Genomic DNA, 20183 nt, shown 5'->3' on the forward strand with positions numbered 1-20183 from the left:
CAAATGTGTGAAATTTTTAGAATTTTAAATGTATAGGGTCTAGACTAGCATTATGGTATAATAATGCTTATAAAACAACCAAATAATCAGCCTTTGAGCAAATATAAAATAAGAAAAATTCTTTTTTGTTTTTGTTTAGATTTAAATGCTACTACAACATCTAAAATGTTAGCTATAAATCGCAATACCGTAAATAAATACTATCTTAAATTTAGAGATTTTATTTATAAATATCAGATGAATAAATTTGATACCATCATAGGTCATATTGAGTTAGATGAGAGTTATTTTGGAGCTACTAGAATCAAAGGTAGCCATATCAAGAAAAAAGTAGAGGCACTGATAAACAACCAGTGTTTGGTATATTTAAAAGAAATGGCGAAGTTTTTACTGAAATAGTTGAAGATGCATCAAAAGCCACACTTCAGGGCATTATAAGACAAAAGATTAGTCCTGAGAGTATAATTTATACTGATGGTTGGCGTGGATCTGATGGTCTAGTTGATGTAGGTTATGACAAACATTTTAGAGTAAATCACTCCAAAAATGAGTTCTCAAGAGATAGTTATATCCATATAAATGGCATAGAGAGTTTCTGGGGTTTTGCCAAAAGAAGACTAGCTAAATTTAATGGCGTAAGGGTTAATTTTGAACTACATTTGAAAGAGTGTGAATTTAGATGGAGAAAAGATGAGAAAACAATGTATAATATACTTAAAAAAGAATTTTAATGAAAGTATGCTAGTCTAGACCCAATATTATTACTCATATTTAACCCTTTTTAAAAATATTATGATACTATATCCCAGTATAACTTATAAAAAATAAAGGAAAATTATGGCTCACATAGTAGCAAATAAAGATAAGCTTCTTTTGCGTATTAAAAAGATAAAAGGGCAAATTTCAGCCTTAGAAAAGGCCTTAGAAGATGAGAAAGATTGCTTTAAAGTACTTCAGCAAATTAGTGCCGCAAGAGGCGCTATAACATCTTTAATGGCAGAAGTCTTGGACGGGCATATCAAAGAGCATCTTGGAAATAGCGTTAGCCAAGAGCAAAGAGAGCAAGAGATAGCAAATTTAACTTCGCTTTTAAAGAGTTTTTTTAAATAATTATTAAAGAGCAAAATAATCTATTTTACTCTTTAAATTCTCTTAAATCATTTTAGCTTGAGCTTTTAAAATCTCTTTATATAACTCTCTAAGCTTAATTGTATATTCTCCGATTTTGCCGCCATTTATAGCCTTACCATCTGCTTTTATCACAGGTAATAATATTATAGTAGCAGCACTGATAAAGCACTCATCTGCATTATAGACTTCATCCATACTAAATTTTCGTTCTTCTATTTTTAATCCGATCTCTTTTGCTAAATTTAATAATCTTTGGCGTCTAATTCCTGGCAAAATTTCATTAGATAGCGGCTTGGTAATAAGCACACCATCTTTTATGATAAATGCACTGCTACTGCCAGCCTCAGTTACATATCCATCTTCTACCATAAAGCACTCATCAGCTCCAGCTATTGTGGCTTGATTTTTAGCATAGCATTGGCCTAGTAGAGAGATAGACTTTATATCTCGTCTTTTCCATCTGATATCTGGAGTTGAGATTATAGTAATTCCGCTTTTTGCCCCTGGATGTTCTAAGATGCTATCACTAAAGGCAAATGCCATAACTGTTGGCGTTATATTGCTTACAAAGCTAAAATCCCTTTGAGCAACTCCACGAGTAATTTGGATATATAATCCTCCTTCTTGGAGTGAGTTTATTTGTATTAATCTATTTAATATAGTTTCAAATTCATTTGTAGAATATGGCAAGCTAAGATCAATTTCGCTTAAGCTACGTTTAAATCTATCCCAAAAGCCTTGCTTTTCTACCATTACACCATTAATTACTGGTATAACCTCATAAATTCCATCTCCAAAGATAAATCCACGATCAAATATGCTGATTTTAGCACTATCTTTGTCTATAAAATCACCATTTAAAAAGACCTTTTGCATCGATATTAATACTGCCATCTATGCTCCTTTTTTAAATTTGAGATATTTTATCAGTTTTTGACTAATTTTTAGATATAATGCAGAATTTAAATTTTTAAAAAAGTATGAGAATGATGGAAAAAATTAAACAATTTATATTTAAAAATCTATTTGTCGTATCTAAGCAGCCAGTGCTTTTTCGTGATCTTTTAGAGGCTAATTGTCTGTATAATGAGGGCATGCTAATTGATCCTGCTAAGCTAAATTTCCGTTATAGAAATCGTAGATTTTATGCTATTTATGCTCTGCTTTGCTTTGTTGTTTTGGCGTTACTTGTGTGGATTTTGCATATATTGTTTAGCAAGTTTGAAGCTGATTTGCATATATCTGTTATTATTACAGTGATTTTGACTGCTTGTGTGTTTATTGGGTTTGATTATTTTAGAATTTGGACTAGAAGGCTAATTAGTCTTGAGCTGATTCGTGATGCGTGGAAGGTGCATTTTCCATACTTTCCTTATGAGAAGTATTCACAAAAAATTGAGATAATCTATAATGAGGCTATGAAGCACGAAGTCTCACGCAAGGATTTAGAAAAGTATGTTTTAGATAAGTTAGTTCATAGCATATCATCTAATAAGTAGATCGCTTTGAGATATCATCTTATCTTGTCTTTTAGCAATCTCTAAGAGTAGAAATTTAATCTGCTTATCTTGGCTTAGGATTCTATCTTCCATATTATCATAAAAATAGTATGGAAGTTTATTTACTCTTTTTTCTATCATTTCAAATCTTGTTGAGATTATGTTTATATCTGAGATTAGTGCATCTTTGACTATGTTTAGTTTGGTTGATTTATTAAGTAAATCGGTATAGGCTTTAAGATTGCTAAGAAGAGAGCTAATATCTTGTAGATTTTTGTAGATTTCTAGATATCTTTTTATCTCTTTGCTTCTATCGCTTTGGGTGATTGTGTTGTGATATTTTGTTAGATTATTTAGTATTACATTTTGTTGGGTGTTAAAACTGCTTTCAAGAATACTACTGCTAAGGTTTTTAAATTTAGGTAAAAGCTTTATATATGTATGACTTAGTATAATCTCATTAGTGTGGCGAAATAGCACAAAAGCTACGCCAAATGAAACTATAAAGCCTATTAAAATATCAATAATTCTAATATATACTACGCTTATTGCATTACCTAAAATAAGAGAATATACCATAGCAAATGCACACATAAAAGCTGCCATAGCATATGTTGGTGGAAAGCTTTTAAGATAAAAGGCTAAAAAAATCGATATCACGCAAAATATGGCAAATATACTCTCATTGGTTATTAAGTGAATTAAAATAGATGCTAAAGCAATACCTATTATAGCGCCTTTTATGTTTGCAATTCCAGCTATTTTTGTCATATATGAGCTATCTTTACTCATGCTTATTACGCCAATAGCTATCCAAACTCCATTATGCACATCACCAAAACTAGCAATGATAATAGCAATGCTTACACCAATAGCTAAGCGTAAGGAGTTTTGTATAGTTGGATTGTGTAGAGTTATATCTTTTAGTATCTCTTTTAGGCTTTTTTGTTTTTTGTATTCTAGTGTGATTTTGTCCTCGCCGCCATCTTTTATTAGTTCAAATTTGGAGTATAGAACCTCTAAAGATGCCTTAAAAATCTCATAATCGCTCTGCCTAGCCAATTTAAGAGCATCTATTTTTAATATGCTGTTTTTATCTATAAATATATTTTTTAATTGAATTAAATTGTTTGTAATTTCGCTATTTAGAGCGTTTAATAAATTTGGATTTTTTATAGATTTAAAGTATCTTTGCATAGCAACAAGTAGATGATAAATATCTTCTAATTTATATAGATAAAATATAGCCTTGGAGTGGTGTATGATTAGGCGTTCATCTTTTATGGTTGAGCTTTTATTGGCAAAGACCTTTTTGATTTGACTAATGTGCTCATTGCACTGTTTGGCTAAATTTAAAAACTCCTTATCACTAATATTTTGACTCATATTAATTAAATCATCAAGCACCATTGTGCAAGATTTTTTAGTAAATTTACCATATGTGCCAAAGCGTGTAAGCCTAAAAGCAATAGCAATTATACTCCCAGCTATAAAGCTTTCTAAAGAGTTTGCAAGATTCCAGCTAGATTGGTTTGAAGCAATGATAGTAAGAAGCCCAGTAGCATTTACTATAGTTAGAATTTTATTTAAATTTGCATTAAAAAGAGTGCTAAAGCCTACAAACATCATCCAAATAAGTGTAAAAAAACAAAACAACAGATGAAAGCTAAAAAGCGTACTAACAAATAAAATTGCGCATACGCCAAGGATAATATATAGTGTAAAATAGCCAATTTTTTGTTTTATATTGCCTTCAAGTGAAGTTAGAAAAAATATAATCATAGATGAATTGGCTGCATATAGCATACCTAAAAATCCACCGATATAATATCCAGTAGCTCCGCATACTAATATAGATATAGTAGCTTTGATAGAAAAGCTTAGCGAAAACCAAGCTGGATCGTAGTGATTAAAAAATTTAGCAATCTGATGCATCAGTCGCTCATATTATCAATTATTTGATTTTTATATCTGATAAACTCTAGGTCTTGTTTTAGAAGTTTATGCTCCTCTTTTAATACATTTAACTTGCTTTTTAGCTCAGCAATATCCTTGCTAGTGTAGTAAATTTCATTACTAAAATATACTTTAGGCAAGGCTATAGCTAAGATGATAAATAAAATTGCATAACCAATCAAAAGTCCCTTAAAGCTTAAATTATTCTCTTTTTTGATTCTTTTAGTATTTTGTTGTAGCAGATTTTCTTTATCTGTCATTTTTGCCTCTTAATATTAAAGATTCTCATCTTAGAGCAACTTGATCTTGAATTTGATTTTATCTCATCAGCAGTTGGGGTAATTGGTTTTTTGGTTATAATTTTGCCAATTGCATGATTGTTGCCACACTCACAACGCATCGCCTTAGGTGGGCAGATACAGCTAGATTGCCATTTTTTAAATTTATCTTTTATTATTCTATCTTCAAGCGAATGAAAGCTAATAATTGCTAATTTAGCATTATCTATTTGAGAGTTTTGGATTGAATTTAGTAGCTCTTTTAAGACATCTAGCTCTTTATTTACCTCGATTCTTATAGCTTGAAATACTAGCGTAGCGATACTTACTGAGCGATTTTGTAAATTTGAGTTTCCTATTATTTGGACTAACTCTTTACATGAGATTATCTCTTTATTTTCTCTTGTGTTTATGATTTTTTGAGCTATGGATTTAGCATTTGGCAACTCACCATATTCTATAAATATCCTTTGAAGCTCATCTTGGCTATAGCTATTTACTATGGTTTTAGCATCAAGTGGGTTTTCTTTATCCATTCTCATATCTAAATTATCGCTTTTAAGTGCAAAGCCACGCTCATTAAGATCTAGTTGAAGTGAGCTAACACCGATATCAGCTAGGATTGCTCTTATATCTTCTTGCGGAATTTGCTTAATGATTTGATTAAAGTTGCTTTTATAGATTTTGATTCTATCTTTATAATCTTTAAATTTATCTTGGCAATATTTTATAGCCATATCATCTTGGTCGCAAGCTATTATTTTAATATTTGGCAAAGCATCTAGTAGTGCTTTTGAGTGGCCACCATAGCCTAGCGTACAGTCTAAAATCACACCACTATTAATATCTTTAAAGGCGTCAATAACTTCATGGAGTAAAACAGGAATATGCACAGGATTCAAGAGATTGCCTTTTTACTAAAATTTGGTAAAAATTTTACCACAAATTTAATGAATAGAGCCTTATATTTTGGTATAATGCAAGTAATTTTGTGTAAGAATTTAGGAATAATTATGAATATAGAATACTCAATAAGCGAGATTAAGAAGATATCATCTTCGATGTTTAAAAAGAATTTTTTAGGTATTTTCCATGGTTCAATTTCAGCTAGAATAGAGCATAATCAATTTGTAATAAATAAAAAAGATGCAATTTTTGATGGGCTTAGTGATAGTGATTTAACGCTATTGTATTCCAAAAAAGATTATAGATGGAATGATGCTAGTATAGATGCTGATATTCATCTTAATATTTATAAAAATATAGCTGAGGCTAAATATGTTTGCTACTCTATGCCGCCATTTTTAACATCATATAGTATTAATCACTCGTTTTTTGAGCCTAAGGATTATTTTGGTTATATGAAATTTGGAAATATTTTTATATATGATCCAAAGCGTTTTGATGATTGGTATGAGCGCGCACCATCTGAAATTTGCCGCCATATGATAGAAAAGCAAACAAATATAGTAGTTATAAAAGGTTATGGTGTTTATGTTTATGAGCGAACAGCTCATGATTTAGCCAAAACAATAGCTTTACTAGAAAATAGTTGCAAGCTATTAAATCTATCAAATGGGTTTAGTGGTAATTTAACTTAAATTTAATTTGATAAATTTGATTTTAAAGGCTGATTTTAAGGTAATTTAAAAGCAATTATTGATACAATAAGGCCGTTTAATTGTCTATTTTATAAAAGGGTGTTAATGATAACTTGGATGCAAAAACATAAAAAATATTTAGTTGTTACGATTTGGGTTAGCACTATAGCATTTGTGGGTGCTGGATTTGTAGGCTGGGGTGCTTATGATATGAATACTAATCGTGCAAAATCTGTCGCAAAGGTAGGCGATAGAAGTATTTCAATTGGTGAATTTCAACAAAAATATGGCACAATGTATGAATATTATGTAAATGCCTCAAATGGTAAATTTAGCCAAGAACAAGCCGAACAAATGGGTCTTGATAAGATAGTTTTACAAAGATTAATCCAAGATAATATAATGCTAAATTATGCTGATGAACTAGGATTGAGTGTATCTGATGAGGAGATAATACTAGCTTTGATGGTTGATCCTAGCTTTTTAATTGATGGTAAATTTGATAAAGCAAAATATGAAAACGCACTAAAACAAGCCAGAATCACGCCTAAAGATTATGAGCATAATTTGGCTAATACTTTATTGCTTGATAAATTATTTAATGCTTTAAGGGTTGATGCAAACTCAAAAGATTTTGATATGTTAGCAGCTAGTTATTTTATGCAAGATAGGGTATCAATACAGATAATAAATGAGGATAAATCTAGCATAAAAGTAGATGAAAATGAGTTAAAATCAATTTGGGAAAAAAATAAAGATAAATATCTAACCAAAACCAAATATACTCTTAAAAGTAAATTTATACCAAAAGTTGCAAGTGATGAGAATTTAACTGCTTTAAAAGAGTATTATGAAGAAAATAGAGCTGAGTATAGAGATGGATTTGATAAAATTTTAAGCTTTGAAGCAGCTAAAGATCGTGTAAAAGATGATTATGATATGAGACAAACTAGAAAACTAGCATTAAGCCAATATTTAAAAGCAAAAAAAGGCGAAGTAGAACTTGAGTTTGATATAGTTGCTTTAGATGGGGATTATGGATTTGATTTTGAAGAGTTAAAAAATGCACAAGTTGGAGATTATATAAAACCATTTAAATATAGAGTAGATTATAAAGATGGATATTTAATCTCAAAACTAGAATCAAAAGAGCTTCCAACGCCTATGGCTTATGAAAACGCTAAAGAGTTTATAATAGATGATTATATAGATAATAAATTAAGCAAGAACCTAGAGGCTAAAGCTAAGAGTGCATTAAATAACTTTAATGGTACAGATATTGGTTTTGTAGCTAGAGATACCAGACCTGTAATTAAGGGCTTAAGCGAAAATGAAGTAAGTGAGTTTGTAAATTTAATTTTTGCAAATAGTGCTAAAGATGGTTATGTAATTTTGGGTAATAAGGCTGTGGTGTATAAAATTTTAGATCAAAAATTAGTAACTGCTAAGGAGCTATCTGGATATGAAAATTTACTTAGAAATAGCGCCCTTAGCATTAAAAATGAGCAACTAATAGAAGATTTACTCTCATCTCTTCAACATAGATATAAGATAGAACAATATTATAAAGGTCAGTAATCGTGGGAATTAAAATATTAGGTATTGATATTGGCTCTACGCAAATTTGTGCTGTGATGGTAGAGCACGACCCAAGGTCAAATAACTCTGTTAAAGTTATTGGTATGGGAACGATTAAATCTCAAGGGTTAAAAAAGGGTTCAATTACAAATATTGAACTAGCATCAAACTCTATAAAGTCAGTAGTAAGCGATGTAGTAAGAGTTGCTGGAACTAAATTTGATAAGGTTATAGTCTCTATATCTGGTAAAGATGCTAAGAATATAGACTGCAAAGATGTGATAAATATTCCTGAAAAAGAGGTTACAATTAAGCAGATCGAACGTGCTATAAGCTCGGCTGAATATAAGGTTAAAGTACCGCATGATTATGAGATTTTGCATACTTTACCATATAATTTTAAGGTTGATGAACAAGATAATATAGAAGACCCTCTAGGTATGAATGGTACTAGATTAGAGGTGCAAGCTCACATTATAGCTGTACAAAAATCTGCTATTATGAATTTAAGAAAAGCTATAGAAAAGGCCGGCTTAAAAGCTGATAATATAGTTTTATCAGGATATGCTTCTGCTATCTCTACGCTAAATGAAGATGAAAAATCTTTAGGCACTGTACTTATAGATCTTGGCGGTTCAAGTTGTAATATGGTAATTCACTCTGGAAATTCAATTAGATATAATGATTTTTTATCAGTAGGTAGTTTAAATATTACTACAGATATATCTACAGTGCTTCATACTCCACCAGCAGTAGCTGAAGAGATCAAAATAAAATATGGAACACTAAAAGCTAAAAATAATGAGCTTATAGTCTTGCCAGATTTAGGCGATGAAAACTCAAGCCACGAAGTAGATATAAATGTGATAATAAATGTTATATATATGCGTGTTGAAGAGGCTTTGATGATCTTGGCTAAAATGCTAAGTGAGAGTGGATATAAGGAGTATGCATCAGCTGGAATAGTCTTAACTGGTGGTATGGCTAAACTTGAAGGCCTTAAAGAGCTAGCAACTGCGATTTTTGATAATATGCCAGTTAGAATTGCTAGACCAAGGGAATTTGAAAGCTCAATTGATGTATTTAAAGATCCATCAAATTCATGTGCAATTGGGCTTTGCTTATATGGTGCTGGATATTTTACTCCATATGAGATAGATTCTGAAAGAAAGCTTCGCTATAAAGATGAGATAATGCTAAAGCCAAATCCTTTTGTATCTATCAAGGAGTTAGACGATAATGCAAGTAAGCCTGTATCAAGCAGTAACTTTAGCATATATGATGAGCCGGTGGCAAAAAGTGAATCTAAGCCAAAAGTTGAGTTGGATTTAAAGATCGATGATAATAGTGATAAAAACAATCTAAAATCAAATATGAACTTAGATAAGGTGAACTCTGTTTCTAAAATTGTGAACTATTTAAAAAATTTATTTTAATCAAGGGGGCTTGTGATGAGTGGTTTTACTGTAGAAGAAAAAAAGAATATTTATGGTGCTAAGATAAAAGTTGTCGGCGTAGGCGGTGGCGGCGGTAATATGATCAATCATATCATTAGAGAAGGTATTAATAATGAAGATGGTATGAAAACTGTAGATCTAATAATTGCTAATACTGATGCGCAAGCCTTAGATAGCTCAACAGCTCCACACAAAATTCAACTAGGTGAGAAAAAAACTAGAGGTCTAGGTGCTGGTATGCAGCCAAATGTTGGTAAAGAGGCTGCAATTGAGAGCTATGAAGAGATTAAGACAACTTTGGAGTATTCTGATATTGTATTTATAGCTTCTGGTTTTGGCGGTGGTACTGGTACTGGTGCAGCTCCTATTGTAGCTCAAGCTGCTAAAGAGATTGGTGCATTGACAATTGCCGTAGTTACCACCCCATTTAAATTCGAAGGCAATAAAAGAATGCGCCTTGCTGTTGAAGGGATTAATGAGCTTAAAAAAGAGTGCGATAGCGTAGTAGTTGTACCAAATGAGAAATTAAGTAATATAGTAGATAGAAAAGCTGGCATAAAAGATAGTTTTAAAATAGTTGATAGTATATTGGCACGCGCTGTAAATGGTATGAGTTCTATAGTGCTTAGCCATGGCGAAAGTGATATTAACCTTGACTTTGCTGATGTTAAAACAGCTATGAGTCATAGAGGTTTATCGCTTATGGGAGTTGGTGAGGCTCAAGGCGATGGTGCAGCTCAAGAGGCTTTAAAATGCGCTATGCAATCTCCACTTTTAGATGATATGGATATTAAAGGTGCTATGGGTGCTATAGTTCATTTTACTATCCATCCAGATTGTCCGATGAGTGATATGACTGAGGCTATGGAAATTATAGAATCAGCAGCTGATCCTGATGCAGATATATTCTGGGGTACAAAATGTGATATTAATATGCCTATTGATAAGGTATTAGTAACCTTAGTTGCTACTGGTTTTAGTGATAATAATGTAGCTAAACTTCAACCAGCTAAAGAGAGCGCTCCGGTTAAAACTGAAGAGCCAAAAGAGAGTATATTTAGTTATCGTAGAGTCTCTGGGCTAGATTTAAATATAAATAGCGATGATTTAGATATTCCAACTATTAGTCGTCATCAATTAGACTAATTTATTATATTCTCCCCCTTATATTTTGGTGGTCAAGCTTAAATTTGGCCACCAACTCTTAAATCTATCTTTTATTTATAACTTAAATTTAACTACAAATTCCAAAATCTACCTTTTATTTAAGCTAAACTAAATATAATAATAAATCAAATTTAATTTAAGGTGGTTAAATGGAAATTACACTTGATTTTTACTCAACTCTTTGTGCAATGGTTTTTGTACTCTTACTAGGTGCTTTTATTATCAAAAAGAGCAAATTCTTGCAAGATTATAATATTCCTGAGCCTGTTGTAGGTGGTATTATTGTAGCTGTTGCAATATTTATCGCTAATAGATATGCTGGAATAAATTTTAATTTTGATGGCTCTTTAAAAGATCCATTAATGCTTGCATTTTATGCTAGTATAGGTCTTAGTGCTGATTTTGCAGCATTTAAAAAGGGTGGAAAAATTCTTTTTGTATTTTTATTTATAGTTACTGGCTTATTGATTTTACAAAATTTAGCCGGTGTCGGTGTAGCCTTGGCTATGGGTGAAAATCCACTTATTGGCCTACTATCAGGTTCAATTACAATGAGTGGCGGACATGGTACTGGCGCAGCATGGGCAGCTGAGTTTATAAAAGAGCCTTATAGTTATGCTCCAGCTATGGAAATAGCAATGGCAGCAGCTACATTTGGGTTAATTGCTGGTGGTATTATCGGTGGTCCAGTGGCTAGATATTTAGTGGTTAAAAATAATCTAATAGCTAATAATGTAGCAAATAAAGATGATTCGACTCTATTTGAAAAACCTGAAAAAGAGAGATTGATTACTGCTGGTTCATTTGTTGAGTCTTTAGCTCTTATTGCTATATGTTTGCTTGTAGGTACTGAACTAAAAAAAATTGTAACATTTGTTACTATGCCGACATTTGTATGGTGTTTGCTAGTTGGTGCAGTGCTTAGAAATCTTTTATCAATTACTAAAATTCATACAGTATTTGATCGTGAAGTCTCTGTAATTGGTAATGTGAGTCTATCGCTATTTTTAGCATTTGCCTTGATGACTATCAATATTTCTCAGCTTATATCTCTTGCGCTTCCAATGCTAGCAATTCTTATAGTGCAAATTGTTATTATGGTGTTTTATGCGATATTTATTACATATAGATTTTGTGGTAAAAATTACGACGCAGCAGTGCTATCAGTAGGGCATTGTGGATTTGGTCTTGGTGCGACGCCTACAGCACTTGTAAATATGCAAACAGTAACTAAACATTATGGTCCAAGCCATATGGCATTTATTGTAGTTCCTTTAGTTGGTGCGTTCTTTATAGATATTATAAATGCATTTGTAATCTCTGGAATGGTAAGCCTACCTATTTTCCATTAGTATTATAAAGGGCGGCAAACTCTGGGCGATACTCAAAATGCATAGTATCAAAATGCTCCCATCTGCCGCCCCAGATAAATCCATTTTTTTCAAAAACTTCTATAATTTTATATGGAATTTGATTTTGATATCCATCTTTATGCCATAGCCAGTAGTGGCTGTGTGCTACATTGATATCTATAGCAATTCCCCAGCTATGAGCTGAGAGACGATTGGTTTGGGCTATATTTCTATACTTAAATGTTCCACCAATATCCTTAAGATAGATAATTAAATTTGGCTCATTTTCTACTAAGATATCAAGCTCATCGCTAACTCTTTGTAGTGCTTGTGCAGCGCCATTGATGGAACTAAATTTAAGCTTTTGATTTAGACTATTTTTTAGCCAGATAACCTCAGTTAAATTTGCCTTTACCTCTGCTTCATTTTTGCCATAAATTTCTCCAAAAAACTGCTTATTTCTGATTCTACCAGCATCTATTAACTTAGAATTTAGAGGTTTTAAAAGTGGATAATCTAGAGCAAACATATCTTTTACTCCAGGATTATTTAAAATATCGCTACTGCTTTCATAAGGCATAGACTCTCCATTACTAAAGATTATATTATTATTTTTAAATTTAATATCATAACTACTTTGAAGTGCTAATTTTGGATTTGGAGCTAATATATTCATCGATTCTACAAGGCTTAATAGATCATTGCTAATATCATCTCTATTTTTGCCTATTTCTATATCAGTTATAGCAGTGCGTCCGATGATGGCTCTGGCATTATTTTTAGTTTTTAATCCCCAAGAAGCATGAGTAACGCTGATTTTATCATCTATTGCTCCAGTATAGAGCATTATGTGGCCACGCATATATAAAAGCGTAGCATAAGGTATGCCAAATTCAATAATCTTCGCTTTTTTTTCATTATTGTTTAGATCTTTTAAATTTATGCTTTTAGCAATTTTAGATTGGGCTTTTGAGTTGCGTGGAAGCCATATCCCAAAACTAGCAAAATAATCTTTGGTAAATGCCGAACAATCTCGCAAACTATCAATTCCTCCCCAGCCATAATTCATACCCAACATCTCATTTATAATAGTTTTAGCATTTTGCGAGTTTAGATCTAGTGAAGTTGTAGCGATATTTTGACTAATTTTATACCCCTCAGGTGTAATAAAATTACCATTTTCTACTTTTGTATATGGTACTAAACCGCCTATTCTAGAGTAAAATTTAAAAGTTCCAAGCTTATCTTTGATTGCAATTTTATCTTTAATAAATATAGCAAATTTAGATTTTCTAAGTTTATTGGCTTGATTGTTGCTTAATATTTTTAAATCACTACTTGATATAAATCCAGTAAATGAATCGCTTTGTATAAATGCCCACGCACCATCAAGGCTAAAGTGTGAAATAAGCACCGGGTGATAAGCTTCTAAATTTGAGTCTTGCAGATAATCAAATGGATATCCTTCGCCTGGTTTATTGCTTAAAAATAGTCTTTCATTAGTAGGAAAACTTCTAACTGCTGTATCTTTTAGGACAATTGCTGGTTTTAAAATAGTTTTAAAAGCGGCAAAATTTGCATTTTGTCTATGCTTATTAAACCAATCTTCATCTCTTAAAATTTGACTTTCTCCATAATATTTTTGCTTTTGATGTGTGTATGTGCTAAATGCCCACATAGCATCTGTTATATTGACATCAAACCCATTATCCCAAATGCTAAAATATCTTTTTAAAAGCTCATTTTTGTCAGATTTTATATTTAGAGTTGTATCTGGTAGTATATTGGCATTTTGATTTAAATCTAGATTTAAATTTAAATTTAACTCACTTAAAGTATAACTTTGTTTAGAACAGCCTAAAAATATAAAAAATAGTAAAATTAGTGGTAAAATTCGCATTTTTATCCTTGAGTTTTTGGGTATAATTATAACAAAAATAGGGTAATTGTTTTGTTAAATCATATTTTAGAACTACTTAAAGAACACAATATATTTCTTACTGGTGGCGGCGGTGTAGGCAAGAGCTATATGACTACAAAGATTATGCATATCTACTCTAAAAACAATAAAAGAGTAGTAGCTCTTGGAAGTACTGGTATAAGTGCTGTAGGAATTGGTGGAGTAAGTATTCATAGCTTTTTTAAATTTGGGATTTGTAGCAACTATTTAGAGCTTAATCTATTTGATAAAAAACAAAAGGAGAAATTAAAAGAGTTATTTAATATTATTAAAAATATTGATCTTTTAATAATAGATGAGATATCTATGGTAAGTGCGGATCTTATGGAGATGATATGGCTAAGGCTAATACAAGGCAGTTTTAGCGGTCGTGTGATGGTGGTTGGAGATTTTTATCAGCTTCCGCCAGTTAAAAAGCAAGATAGTATTGGATTGTTTAACTTTAATTACGCCTTTTCTTCTACGGCTTGGTATAATCTTAAATTTATAAATATTGAATTAGTAGTCTCTAAAAGAACATCTGATATGCAATTTTACTCTATGCTTTCACGCCTTAGGTTAGGTATTATAGATAGTGAAATTTATAAGGCATTAAGCTCTAAAATTACAAATACAATTCCAAATGATAGTATAATATTGTTTGGCAGAAATATTGAAGCTGATATGCTAAATGCTAAAAAATTAGCCCAAATTCCAAATTTGCTTGTGAAAATAAAAGCTAATGAAAAAATATATGATGATAATTTGCATAAGGATACTTATGATAAATGGGTAAATAATTTAAATGCCTTAAGAGAATTAGAGATTAAAAAAGATGCCAAGGTGATGTTTTTATGTAATAAATGGGGTGAGTATTATAATGGCGAACAAGGCAAGATTCAAGAGATAAATCAAGATAGTAGCGGAGAGATTATAAGCATAAATGTATTAAAAGATAATGGTGTAGTAGTTGAGGTAGTTCCATTTACCTATTGGCTATTTGAGTATAAAAAAGATGGGCAAGATATTAAAGAAAATATAAGAGCTGAGTTTGTCCAGTTTCCTTTAAAACTAGCTTACGCTATTACCATACATAAATCACAAGGTATGAGTATTAAGCGTTTAGTGTGTAATTTAAATCATATATTTGCTAATGGACAGCTATATGTGGCATTATCAAGGGCTATTAGTTGGGATGAGCTTGGTATAATATATACTAGAAGTAAAGATTTTTACTCATATTTAAAAAGTGTGGTAAATATAGACCAAAGTGTAAATGAATTTTATGCAAAAGAGAAATTTATAAGGGAAAAAATATGAAAAAAATTATTTTATTTATGATGATTTTGTGCGGTTTTAGTTTTGCTGATGTAGTTAGCATTGAGGGGTTTGAGAGTGATTTATACTCAAAATATGATGCTAATAATCTTAAAAAAATCTCTATAGATTTAGAGATTATAACTAGAGATGATAATGTGCCAAAAGCACCTATTTATGATGCTTTAAATATAATTGTAGGAAGTTTTTATGCTGAAGATATTATGACATCAAAAGGCAAAGAGGGCTTTAAGACAACATTTATAAAATATATAGATAAAAAATACTCCATTAGTATAGATGAGATATATATCATCAAGCTTAAATTTGTAGAAGAGACAAATATCCAAAAGATACTTGATGCCATAAAAGCTATGCATAAAGATATGCTAAATGATGATGAGTCAAGCCTTCCAGCAGTGCCGGCTATGCCGACATTGCCAAGCTTGCCACAGGTGGAAAATTTAATCCCAGACAATAATTTTAATAAGAATTTTAATTAGCAATTATATCGTAATTATTTGGAATTTGTGGGATTAATAGCTGTGTATCTATTGTTTGATTTTTGCTTATTTGAGTAAATTCAATTATAGCTTGATTGCCTAGTTTATCTTCGTAACTAATGAGTTTTGGTAGGTTGTTTTCTATTATAATATTATAGGTTGTATCATCATAGATAGTTTGAAATTCATTATCTGTTAGTTTTTTGGCATTTTGTAAAATATTGGCTATATCTGGGGAGTTTTTTAGGTTTGTTATTATGGCTTGTTCTAGTTCTGGTTCGATTATTACTACCTGTTTTTTATTAAAATAGATTAGTTTTGTAGCTGGAGTTTTATAGTGCCAAAATGCTCCAATCTCTTTATCTATGGCTAATGTTCCAGTATAGCTTATTTTTTGGTCTTGACTAGTAATGGTTTGAATAAAATCTCCAAAAAGAGTTTTAAATTCAAGCTGACTAGAGCCAAAAAGATTTAAAGATAGAATAAAGATTAATATAAATTTTCTCATATTTTGCCTTTAATTTAATGATTTATAATTGCAGATTGTAGCCAAACTTAACAAATAAAAGCCTAAATTTAAGGGATTTTAGATAAAATAGCAACTTATTTTAATATAGGATATAATATGCTTTCATTCATTGCTAAAAAAATATTTGGAACCAAAAACGATAAAGAGATTAAAAAGTATTATAAAAGAGTAGCCAAAATTAATGCCTTAGAATCAAAATATGAAGCCTTAAATGATGATGAACTAAGGGCTGAATTTGTTGCTTTACAAAACTCTTTAATAGAAAGTAAGGTTACTAAAGATAGTATATTAAATGATGTTTTTGCTATTGTTAGAGAGGTATCAAAAAGAACGCTAAATATGAGACACTTTGATGTGCAATTAATAGGCGGTATGGTTTTAAATGAAGGCAAGATTGCAGAGATGAAAACAGGTGAGGGTAAAACTCTTGTAGCAACCTTACCAGTTGTTTTAAACGCAATGGATAAAAAAGGGGTCCATGTAGTAACTGTAAATGACTATCTAGCCAAACGCGATGCTACTCAAATGAGTGCTATATATAATTTTTTAGGCCTTAGTGTTGGTATTATAGTAGGTGGTGAGTATGATGATAGTAAGCGTAAAGCCTCATATGATGCTGATATTACATATGGTACAAATAATGAATTTGGCTTTGATTATTTGCGTGATAATATGAAATTTGAACTATCTAGCAAGGTGCAAAGAGAGCATAACTTTGTAATTGTAGATGAGGTTGATAGTATCTTAATAGATGAGGCTAGAACTCCATTAATTATCTCAGGGCCTACTAATCGCACATTAGATGGATATATTAAGGCTGATGAGGTAGCAAGAGCTATGAAAAGAGGAGAGCCAGCTACTACACCACAAGATAAGCCAACTGGGGATTTTACAGTAGATGAAAAAAGTAGAACTATAATAATAACTGAGGCTGGAATCGCTAAAGCTGAACAGCTATTTGGTGTAGAAAATTTATATAATTTAGAAAATGCAATCTTAAGCCACCATCTAGACCAAGCACTTAAAGCACATAATCTATTTGAAAAAGATGTACACTATGTAGTTCGTGATGAAGGCGTGGTAATTGTAGATGAATTTACTGGTAGATTAAGCGAAGGTAGAAGATTTAGCGAAGGCCTTCATCAAGCCTTAGAGGCTAAAGAGGGTGTAAAAATCCAAGAAGAGAGCCAGACTTTAGCTGATATTACTTTTCAAAATTACTTTAGGATGTATGGAACAATTGCTGGAATGACTGGTACAGCACAAACTGAAGCGGCTGAATTTGCTCAAATTTATAATTTAGATGTAATCTCTATCCCAACTAATCTACCGATTAAAAGAGTGGATAAAGATGATTTAATATATAAGAGTGAAAATGAGAAATTTAAAGCTGTAATAGAAGAGATAAAAATAGCAAATGCTAAAGGTCAGCCAGTATTAGTAGGTACTGCAAGCATCGAAAAAAGTGAGTTATTCCATAAAATGTTAGCTAAAGAGCGTATAGCTCACTCTGTATTAAATGCTAAAAACCATGAAAAAGAGGCACAAATCATTGCCGAAGCTGGAGCTAAAGGTGCTGTAACTATTGCAACTAATATGGCTGGTCGTGGTGTAGATATTCGTATTGATGATGAGGTGCGCGCTCTTGGTGGATTATATATTATTGGTACTGAAAGACACGAGAGTCGCCGTATTGATAATCAATTAAGAGGGCGCGCTGGTCGTCAAGGCGATCCTGGTGTTAGTAGATTTTATCTAAGCTTAGAAGATAATCTTCTTAGAATCTTTGGTAGTGATAAGATTAAAGCAATTATGGAAAGACTTGGAATCGAAGAGGGTGAGAGCATAGAAAGTAGGCTAGTTACTCGTGCAGTAGAAAATGCACAAAAAAAGGTAGAAAGCCTACATTTTGAGAGTAGAAAGCATGTATTAGAATATGATGATGTAGCAAATGAGCAAAGAAAGACAATATATAAGTATAGAGATGAGCTATTAGATCCAAATAGCGATCTAAAAGAGAAAATAATCTCAAATAGAGAAGATTTAGTATTAATGATGTTAAGCGAGGCTGATGTTATAGAAGGTGGGCTAAGCGAAGATTTTGATATGAATAGATTGGCTCTTGTGGTAAAAGAAAATAGTCTAATTGATATTGATCCAAATGAGCTTAAAGGGCTTGATTTTAATGAGCTTAAAGGATTTATTGTAGATAAATTGGCTGCTGATTATGAGCTAAAGATGTCGCAAATAGATATTGAACAAAGAAAAGGCATAGAAAAATTACTATATCTACAAATTTTAGATGCTGCTTGGAGAGAGCATCTATATCAAATGGATATTTTAAAGACTGGAATCGGCTTAAGAGGATATAATCAAAAAGATCCGCTAACTGAATATAAAAAAGAGAGTTATAATCTATTTATGGAGTTAGTAAATAGACTAAAAACAGAGAGTGTAAAAACTCTGCAAATAGTTAAATTTAAGAGTGAAGAACCAGATAATAATCTAAACAAAACTACAAATGAGTCAGTTAAAATAGATAAAAAACCATCTCGTAATTCACCTTGTCCGTGTGGTAGCGGAGCTAAATTTAAAGAGTGTTGTGGTAAAAGCGGACCAAAAATTGGAGTTTTTGCCTAGTGGTTAGGTATCTGCTTTTTAAATATCTTAGATTTGATCGCTCTCAGCCGTTTATTGCGTTATCAGCAATTTTGGCATTTTTGGGTGTGAGCGTTGGTCTTATGGTGCTTATTATAGCTATGGCTATTATGAACGGCTTTGATAAGGAATTTGAGCGAAAACTCTTTACTATGAATTATCCAATTACAATTTTAAGCTATATTAAAGGCGGAATTGATAAAGATGATGTAGATAGATTAAAAACAGAGTTTGATCATCTTAAATTTAGCCCATATATCTCTACTCAAGCTATTGTAAAACATGGCAATAAGCTTGAAGGTGGTTTATTGTTTGGAGTAAATTTTGATGATGAAAAACAGATAAACTCTGTGGTAAAAGAAGCACTTAGTAATACTACTCCAAGTGGTTTTGAGATTCTTCTTGGCAAGGGAATTGCTGATGATTTTGCCCTTTCGCTTAATGAGAAGGTTACTATGCTATTTATGCAGCTTAGTGCTGGTGGATTGGTATCTATGCCGACAATGAAAAGATTTAATTATGTAGCAAATTTTAGCTCTGGATTAATCGCATATGATAAGGCTTATTCTTATACAGATGTTAATGCTTTGGCTAAAATTTTAGGCTATGAAAGCGGTAGATATGATGGAATTCATATCTACTCAGATAATCCAAAAAACGATATTATCAAATTAAATCAAAATCTATCCCCAGGTCAAAGAGCTGTTGGATGGTGGGAGCAAAATGGTAATTTTTTTAGTGCTTTAGAGCTAGAAAAAAGGGCGCTTTTTATTGTTTTAATGCTTATTATTTTGGTAGCTAGTTTAAATATTATTAGCTCACTTTTGATGACTGTGATGAATCGTCGTCAAGAGATTGCTCTTTTGCTTGCACTTGGTGCTAGTAAAAGCGAGATTAAAAAAAGCTTTTTTGTTCAAGGTGTTGTAATTGGAGGAAGTGGGATAATCTTTGGTCTTATTTTGGGGCTTTTTGGGGTATGGTTGCTAGGTAGCTTTGATATAGTAAATTTACCTGCTGATGTTTATGGAAGCTCAAAATTACCAATGGAGTTAGCTTTAAGCGATTTGGCAATGATTTTAATTGGTGCGATAGCAATTGTTTTGCTATCATCATATTATCCAGCCAAAAAAGCTAGTAATGTAGATATTTTAACTACCTTAAGAAATGAATAAATTTACTTAGAGTTTAGTAGTTTTTGGCACAATATTAGGTTTATGT

The 20183-nt window shown here is 31.6% G+C and carries 17 protein-coding genes and 1 pseudogene; 12 read left to right on the plus strand and 6 right to left on the minus strand.

Annotated features, from left to right (window positions below; translation table 11 throughout):
* The first annotated feature begins 63 nt into the window (after positions 1–63).
* Together CVIC12175_RS02400 and CVIC12175_RS02405 are read left to right on the plus strand one after the other, a co-directional pair.
* Positions 64–731: pseudogene (locus CVIC12175_RS02400) on the plus strand (IS1595 family transposase).
* Positions 732–837: 106 nt separating this feature from the next.
* Entirely contained in the window at positions 838–1110 is a 273-nt protein-coding gene (locus CVIC12175_RS02405) for a metal/formaldehyde-sensitive transcriptional repressor (protein WP_086224842.1), read from the plus strand.
* Between the two features lie 42 nt (positions 1111–1152).
* On the opposite strand, the gene CVIC12175_RS02410 is transcribed toward CVIC12175_RS02405, so the two are convergent.
* Positions 1153–2025 carry a D-amino acid aminotransferase gene (locus CVIC12175_RS02410; protein ID WP_086302473.1) on the minus strand — a complete coding sequence of 291 codons (873 nt, stop codon included), beginning with the start codon at positions 2023–2025 and terminating at the stop codon, positions 1153–1155.
* A 92-nt stretch (positions 2026–2117) separates the two neighbouring features.
* On the opposite strand from CVIC12175_RS02410, the gene CVIC12175_RS02415 reads away from it, so the two are divergent.
* A complete protein-coding gene (locus CVIC12175_RS02415; protein WP_086248551.1) occupies positions 2118–2630 on the plus strand; it encodes a hypothetical protein in 513 nt (170 codons plus the stop codon).
* Here the strand turns inward: CVIC12175_RS02415 and CVIC12175_RS02420 are convergent.
* Genes CVIC12175_RS02420 through rsmH form a run of 3 tightly spaced genes read right to left on the minus strand, consistent with a single transcriptional unit; the run spans position 2616 to position 5766 of the window.
* Entirely contained in the window at positions 2616–4565 is a 1950-nt protein-coding gene (locus CVIC12175_RS02420; protein WP_086302472.1) for an FUSC family protein, read from the minus strand. The two genes, CVIC12175_RS02415 and CVIC12175_RS02420, sit on opposite strands and share 15 nt — an antisense overlap.
* Entirely contained in the window at positions 4565–4846 is a 282-nt protein-coding gene (locus CVIC12175_RS02425; RefSeq protein ID WP_086302471.1) for a hypothetical protein, read from the minus strand. The genes CVIC12175_RS02420 and CVIC12175_RS02425 overlap by 1 nt, the downstream gene beginning before the upstream one ends.
* Positions 4843–5766: a 16S rRNA (cytosine(1402)-N(4))-methyltransferase RsmH gene (rsmH, locus tag CVIC12175_RS02430; protein WP_086302470.1), complete on the minus strand. Its 924-nt coding sequence runs from the start codon at positions 5764–5766 to the stop codon at positions 4843–4845. Before rsmH ends, CVIC12175_RS02425 begins: the two co-directional genes overlap by 4 nt.
* A 111-nt stretch (positions 5767–5877) precedes the next feature.
* Here rsmH and CVIC12175_RS02435 point away from each other — a divergent pair, with 111 nt between their 5' ends.
* The 5 genes from CVIC12175_RS02435 to gltS all read left to right on the plus strand — a co-directional run bounded on the left by CVIC12175_RS02435 (position 5878) and on the right by gltS (position 12019).
* Positions 5878–6465 carry a class II aldolase and adducin N-terminal domain-containing protein gene (locus CVIC12175_RS02435; RefSeq protein WP_086246757.1) on the plus strand — a complete coding sequence of 196 codons (588 nt, stop codon included), beginning with the start codon at positions 5878–5880 and terminating at the stop codon, positions 6463–6465.
* A 105-nt stretch (positions 6466–6570) separates the two neighbouring features.
* Positions 6571–8043 carry a peptidylprolyl isomerase gene (locus CVIC12175_RS02440; protein ID WP_086302469.1) on the plus strand — a complete coding sequence of 491 codons (1473 nt, stop codon included), beginning with the start codon at positions 6571–6573 and terminating at the stop codon, positions 8041–8043.
* Positions 8044–8045: 2 nt separating this feature from the next.
* The gene (gene ftsA, locus CVIC12175_RS02445; RefSeq protein WP_086302468.1) at positions 8046–9479 is read left to right on the plus strand and encodes a cell division protein FtsA; all 1434 of its coding nucleotides are present in this window, start codon (positions 8046–8048) and stop codon (positions 9477–9479) included.
* Positions 9480–9494: 15 nt separating this feature from the next.
* Positions 9495–10646 (plus strand): cell division protein FtsZ, encoded by a 1152-nt coding sequence (gene ftsZ, locus CVIC12175_RS02450; protein WP_086246754.1) that lies wholly within the window; start codon positions 9495–9497, stop codon positions 10644–10646.
* Between the two features lie 170 nt (positions 10647–10816).
* Positions 10817–12019 (plus strand): sodium/glutamate symporter, encoded by a 1203-nt coding sequence (gene gltS, locus CVIC12175_RS02455; RefSeq protein WP_086256828.1) that lies wholly within the window; start codon positions 10817–10819, stop codon positions 12017–12019.
* Here gltS and CVIC12175_RS02460 read toward each other — a convergent pair.
* The gene (locus CVIC12175_RS02460) at positions 12006–13919 is read right to left on the minus strand and encodes a bifunctional C40 family peptidase/M15 family metallopeptidase (RefSeq protein ID WP_086315824.1); all 1914 of its coding nucleotides are present in this window, start codon (positions 13917–13919) and stop codon (positions 12006–12008) included. The two genes, gltS and CVIC12175_RS02460, sit on opposite strands and share 14 nt — an antisense overlap.
* Before the next feature lie 51 nt (positions 13920–13970).
* Between CVIC12175_RS02460 and CVIC12175_RS02465 the strand changes: the two genes are divergently transcribed.
* The gene (locus CVIC12175_RS02465) at positions 13971–15278 is read left to right on the plus strand and encodes an ATP-dependent DNA helicase (protein WP_086315825.1); all 1308 of its coding nucleotides are present in this window, start codon (positions 13971–13973) and stop codon (positions 15276–15278) included.
* Complete coding sequence (locus CVIC12175_RS02470; protein WP_086256826.1) at positions 15275–15778, plus strand: hypothetical protein; 504 nt, start codon at positions 15275–15277, stop codon at positions 15776–15778. Before CVIC12175_RS02465 ends, CVIC12175_RS02470 begins: the two co-directional genes overlap by 4 nt.
* Here CVIC12175_RS02470 and lolA read toward each other — a convergent pair.
* Positions 15771–16286: a LolA-like outer membrane lipoprotein chaperone gene (gene lolA, locus CVIC12175_RS02475; protein WP_086256825.1), complete on the minus strand. Its 516-nt coding sequence runs from the start codon at positions 16284–16286 to the stop codon at positions 15771–15773. The two genes, CVIC12175_RS02470 and lolA, sit on opposite strands and share 8 nt — an antisense overlap.
* Positions 16287–16403: 117 nt before the next feature.
* Between lolA and secA the strand changes: the two genes are divergently transcribed.
* Positions 16404–18947 carry a preprotein translocase subunit SecA gene (secA, locus tag CVIC12175_RS02480; protein ID WP_086256824.1) on the plus strand — a complete coding sequence of 848 codons (2544 nt, stop codon included), beginning with the start codon at positions 16404–16406 and terminating at the stop codon, positions 18945–18947.
* Positions 18947–20137: an ABC transporter permease gene (locus CVIC12175_RS02485; RefSeq protein WP_086254120.1), complete on the plus strand. Its 1191-nt coding sequence runs from the start codon at positions 18947–18949 to the stop codon at positions 20135–20137. The genes secA and CVIC12175_RS02485 overlap by 1 nt, the downstream gene beginning before the upstream one ends.
* The last annotated feature ends 46 nt before the right edge of the window (positions 20138–20183 follow it).

Origin of the sequence: Campylobacter vicugnae (genome assembly GCF_002139875.1) — a bacterium.
GTDB classification, from domain to species: domain Bacteria; phylum Campylobacterota; class Campylobacteria; order Campylobacterales; family Campylobacteraceae; genus Campylobacter; species Campylobacter vicugnae.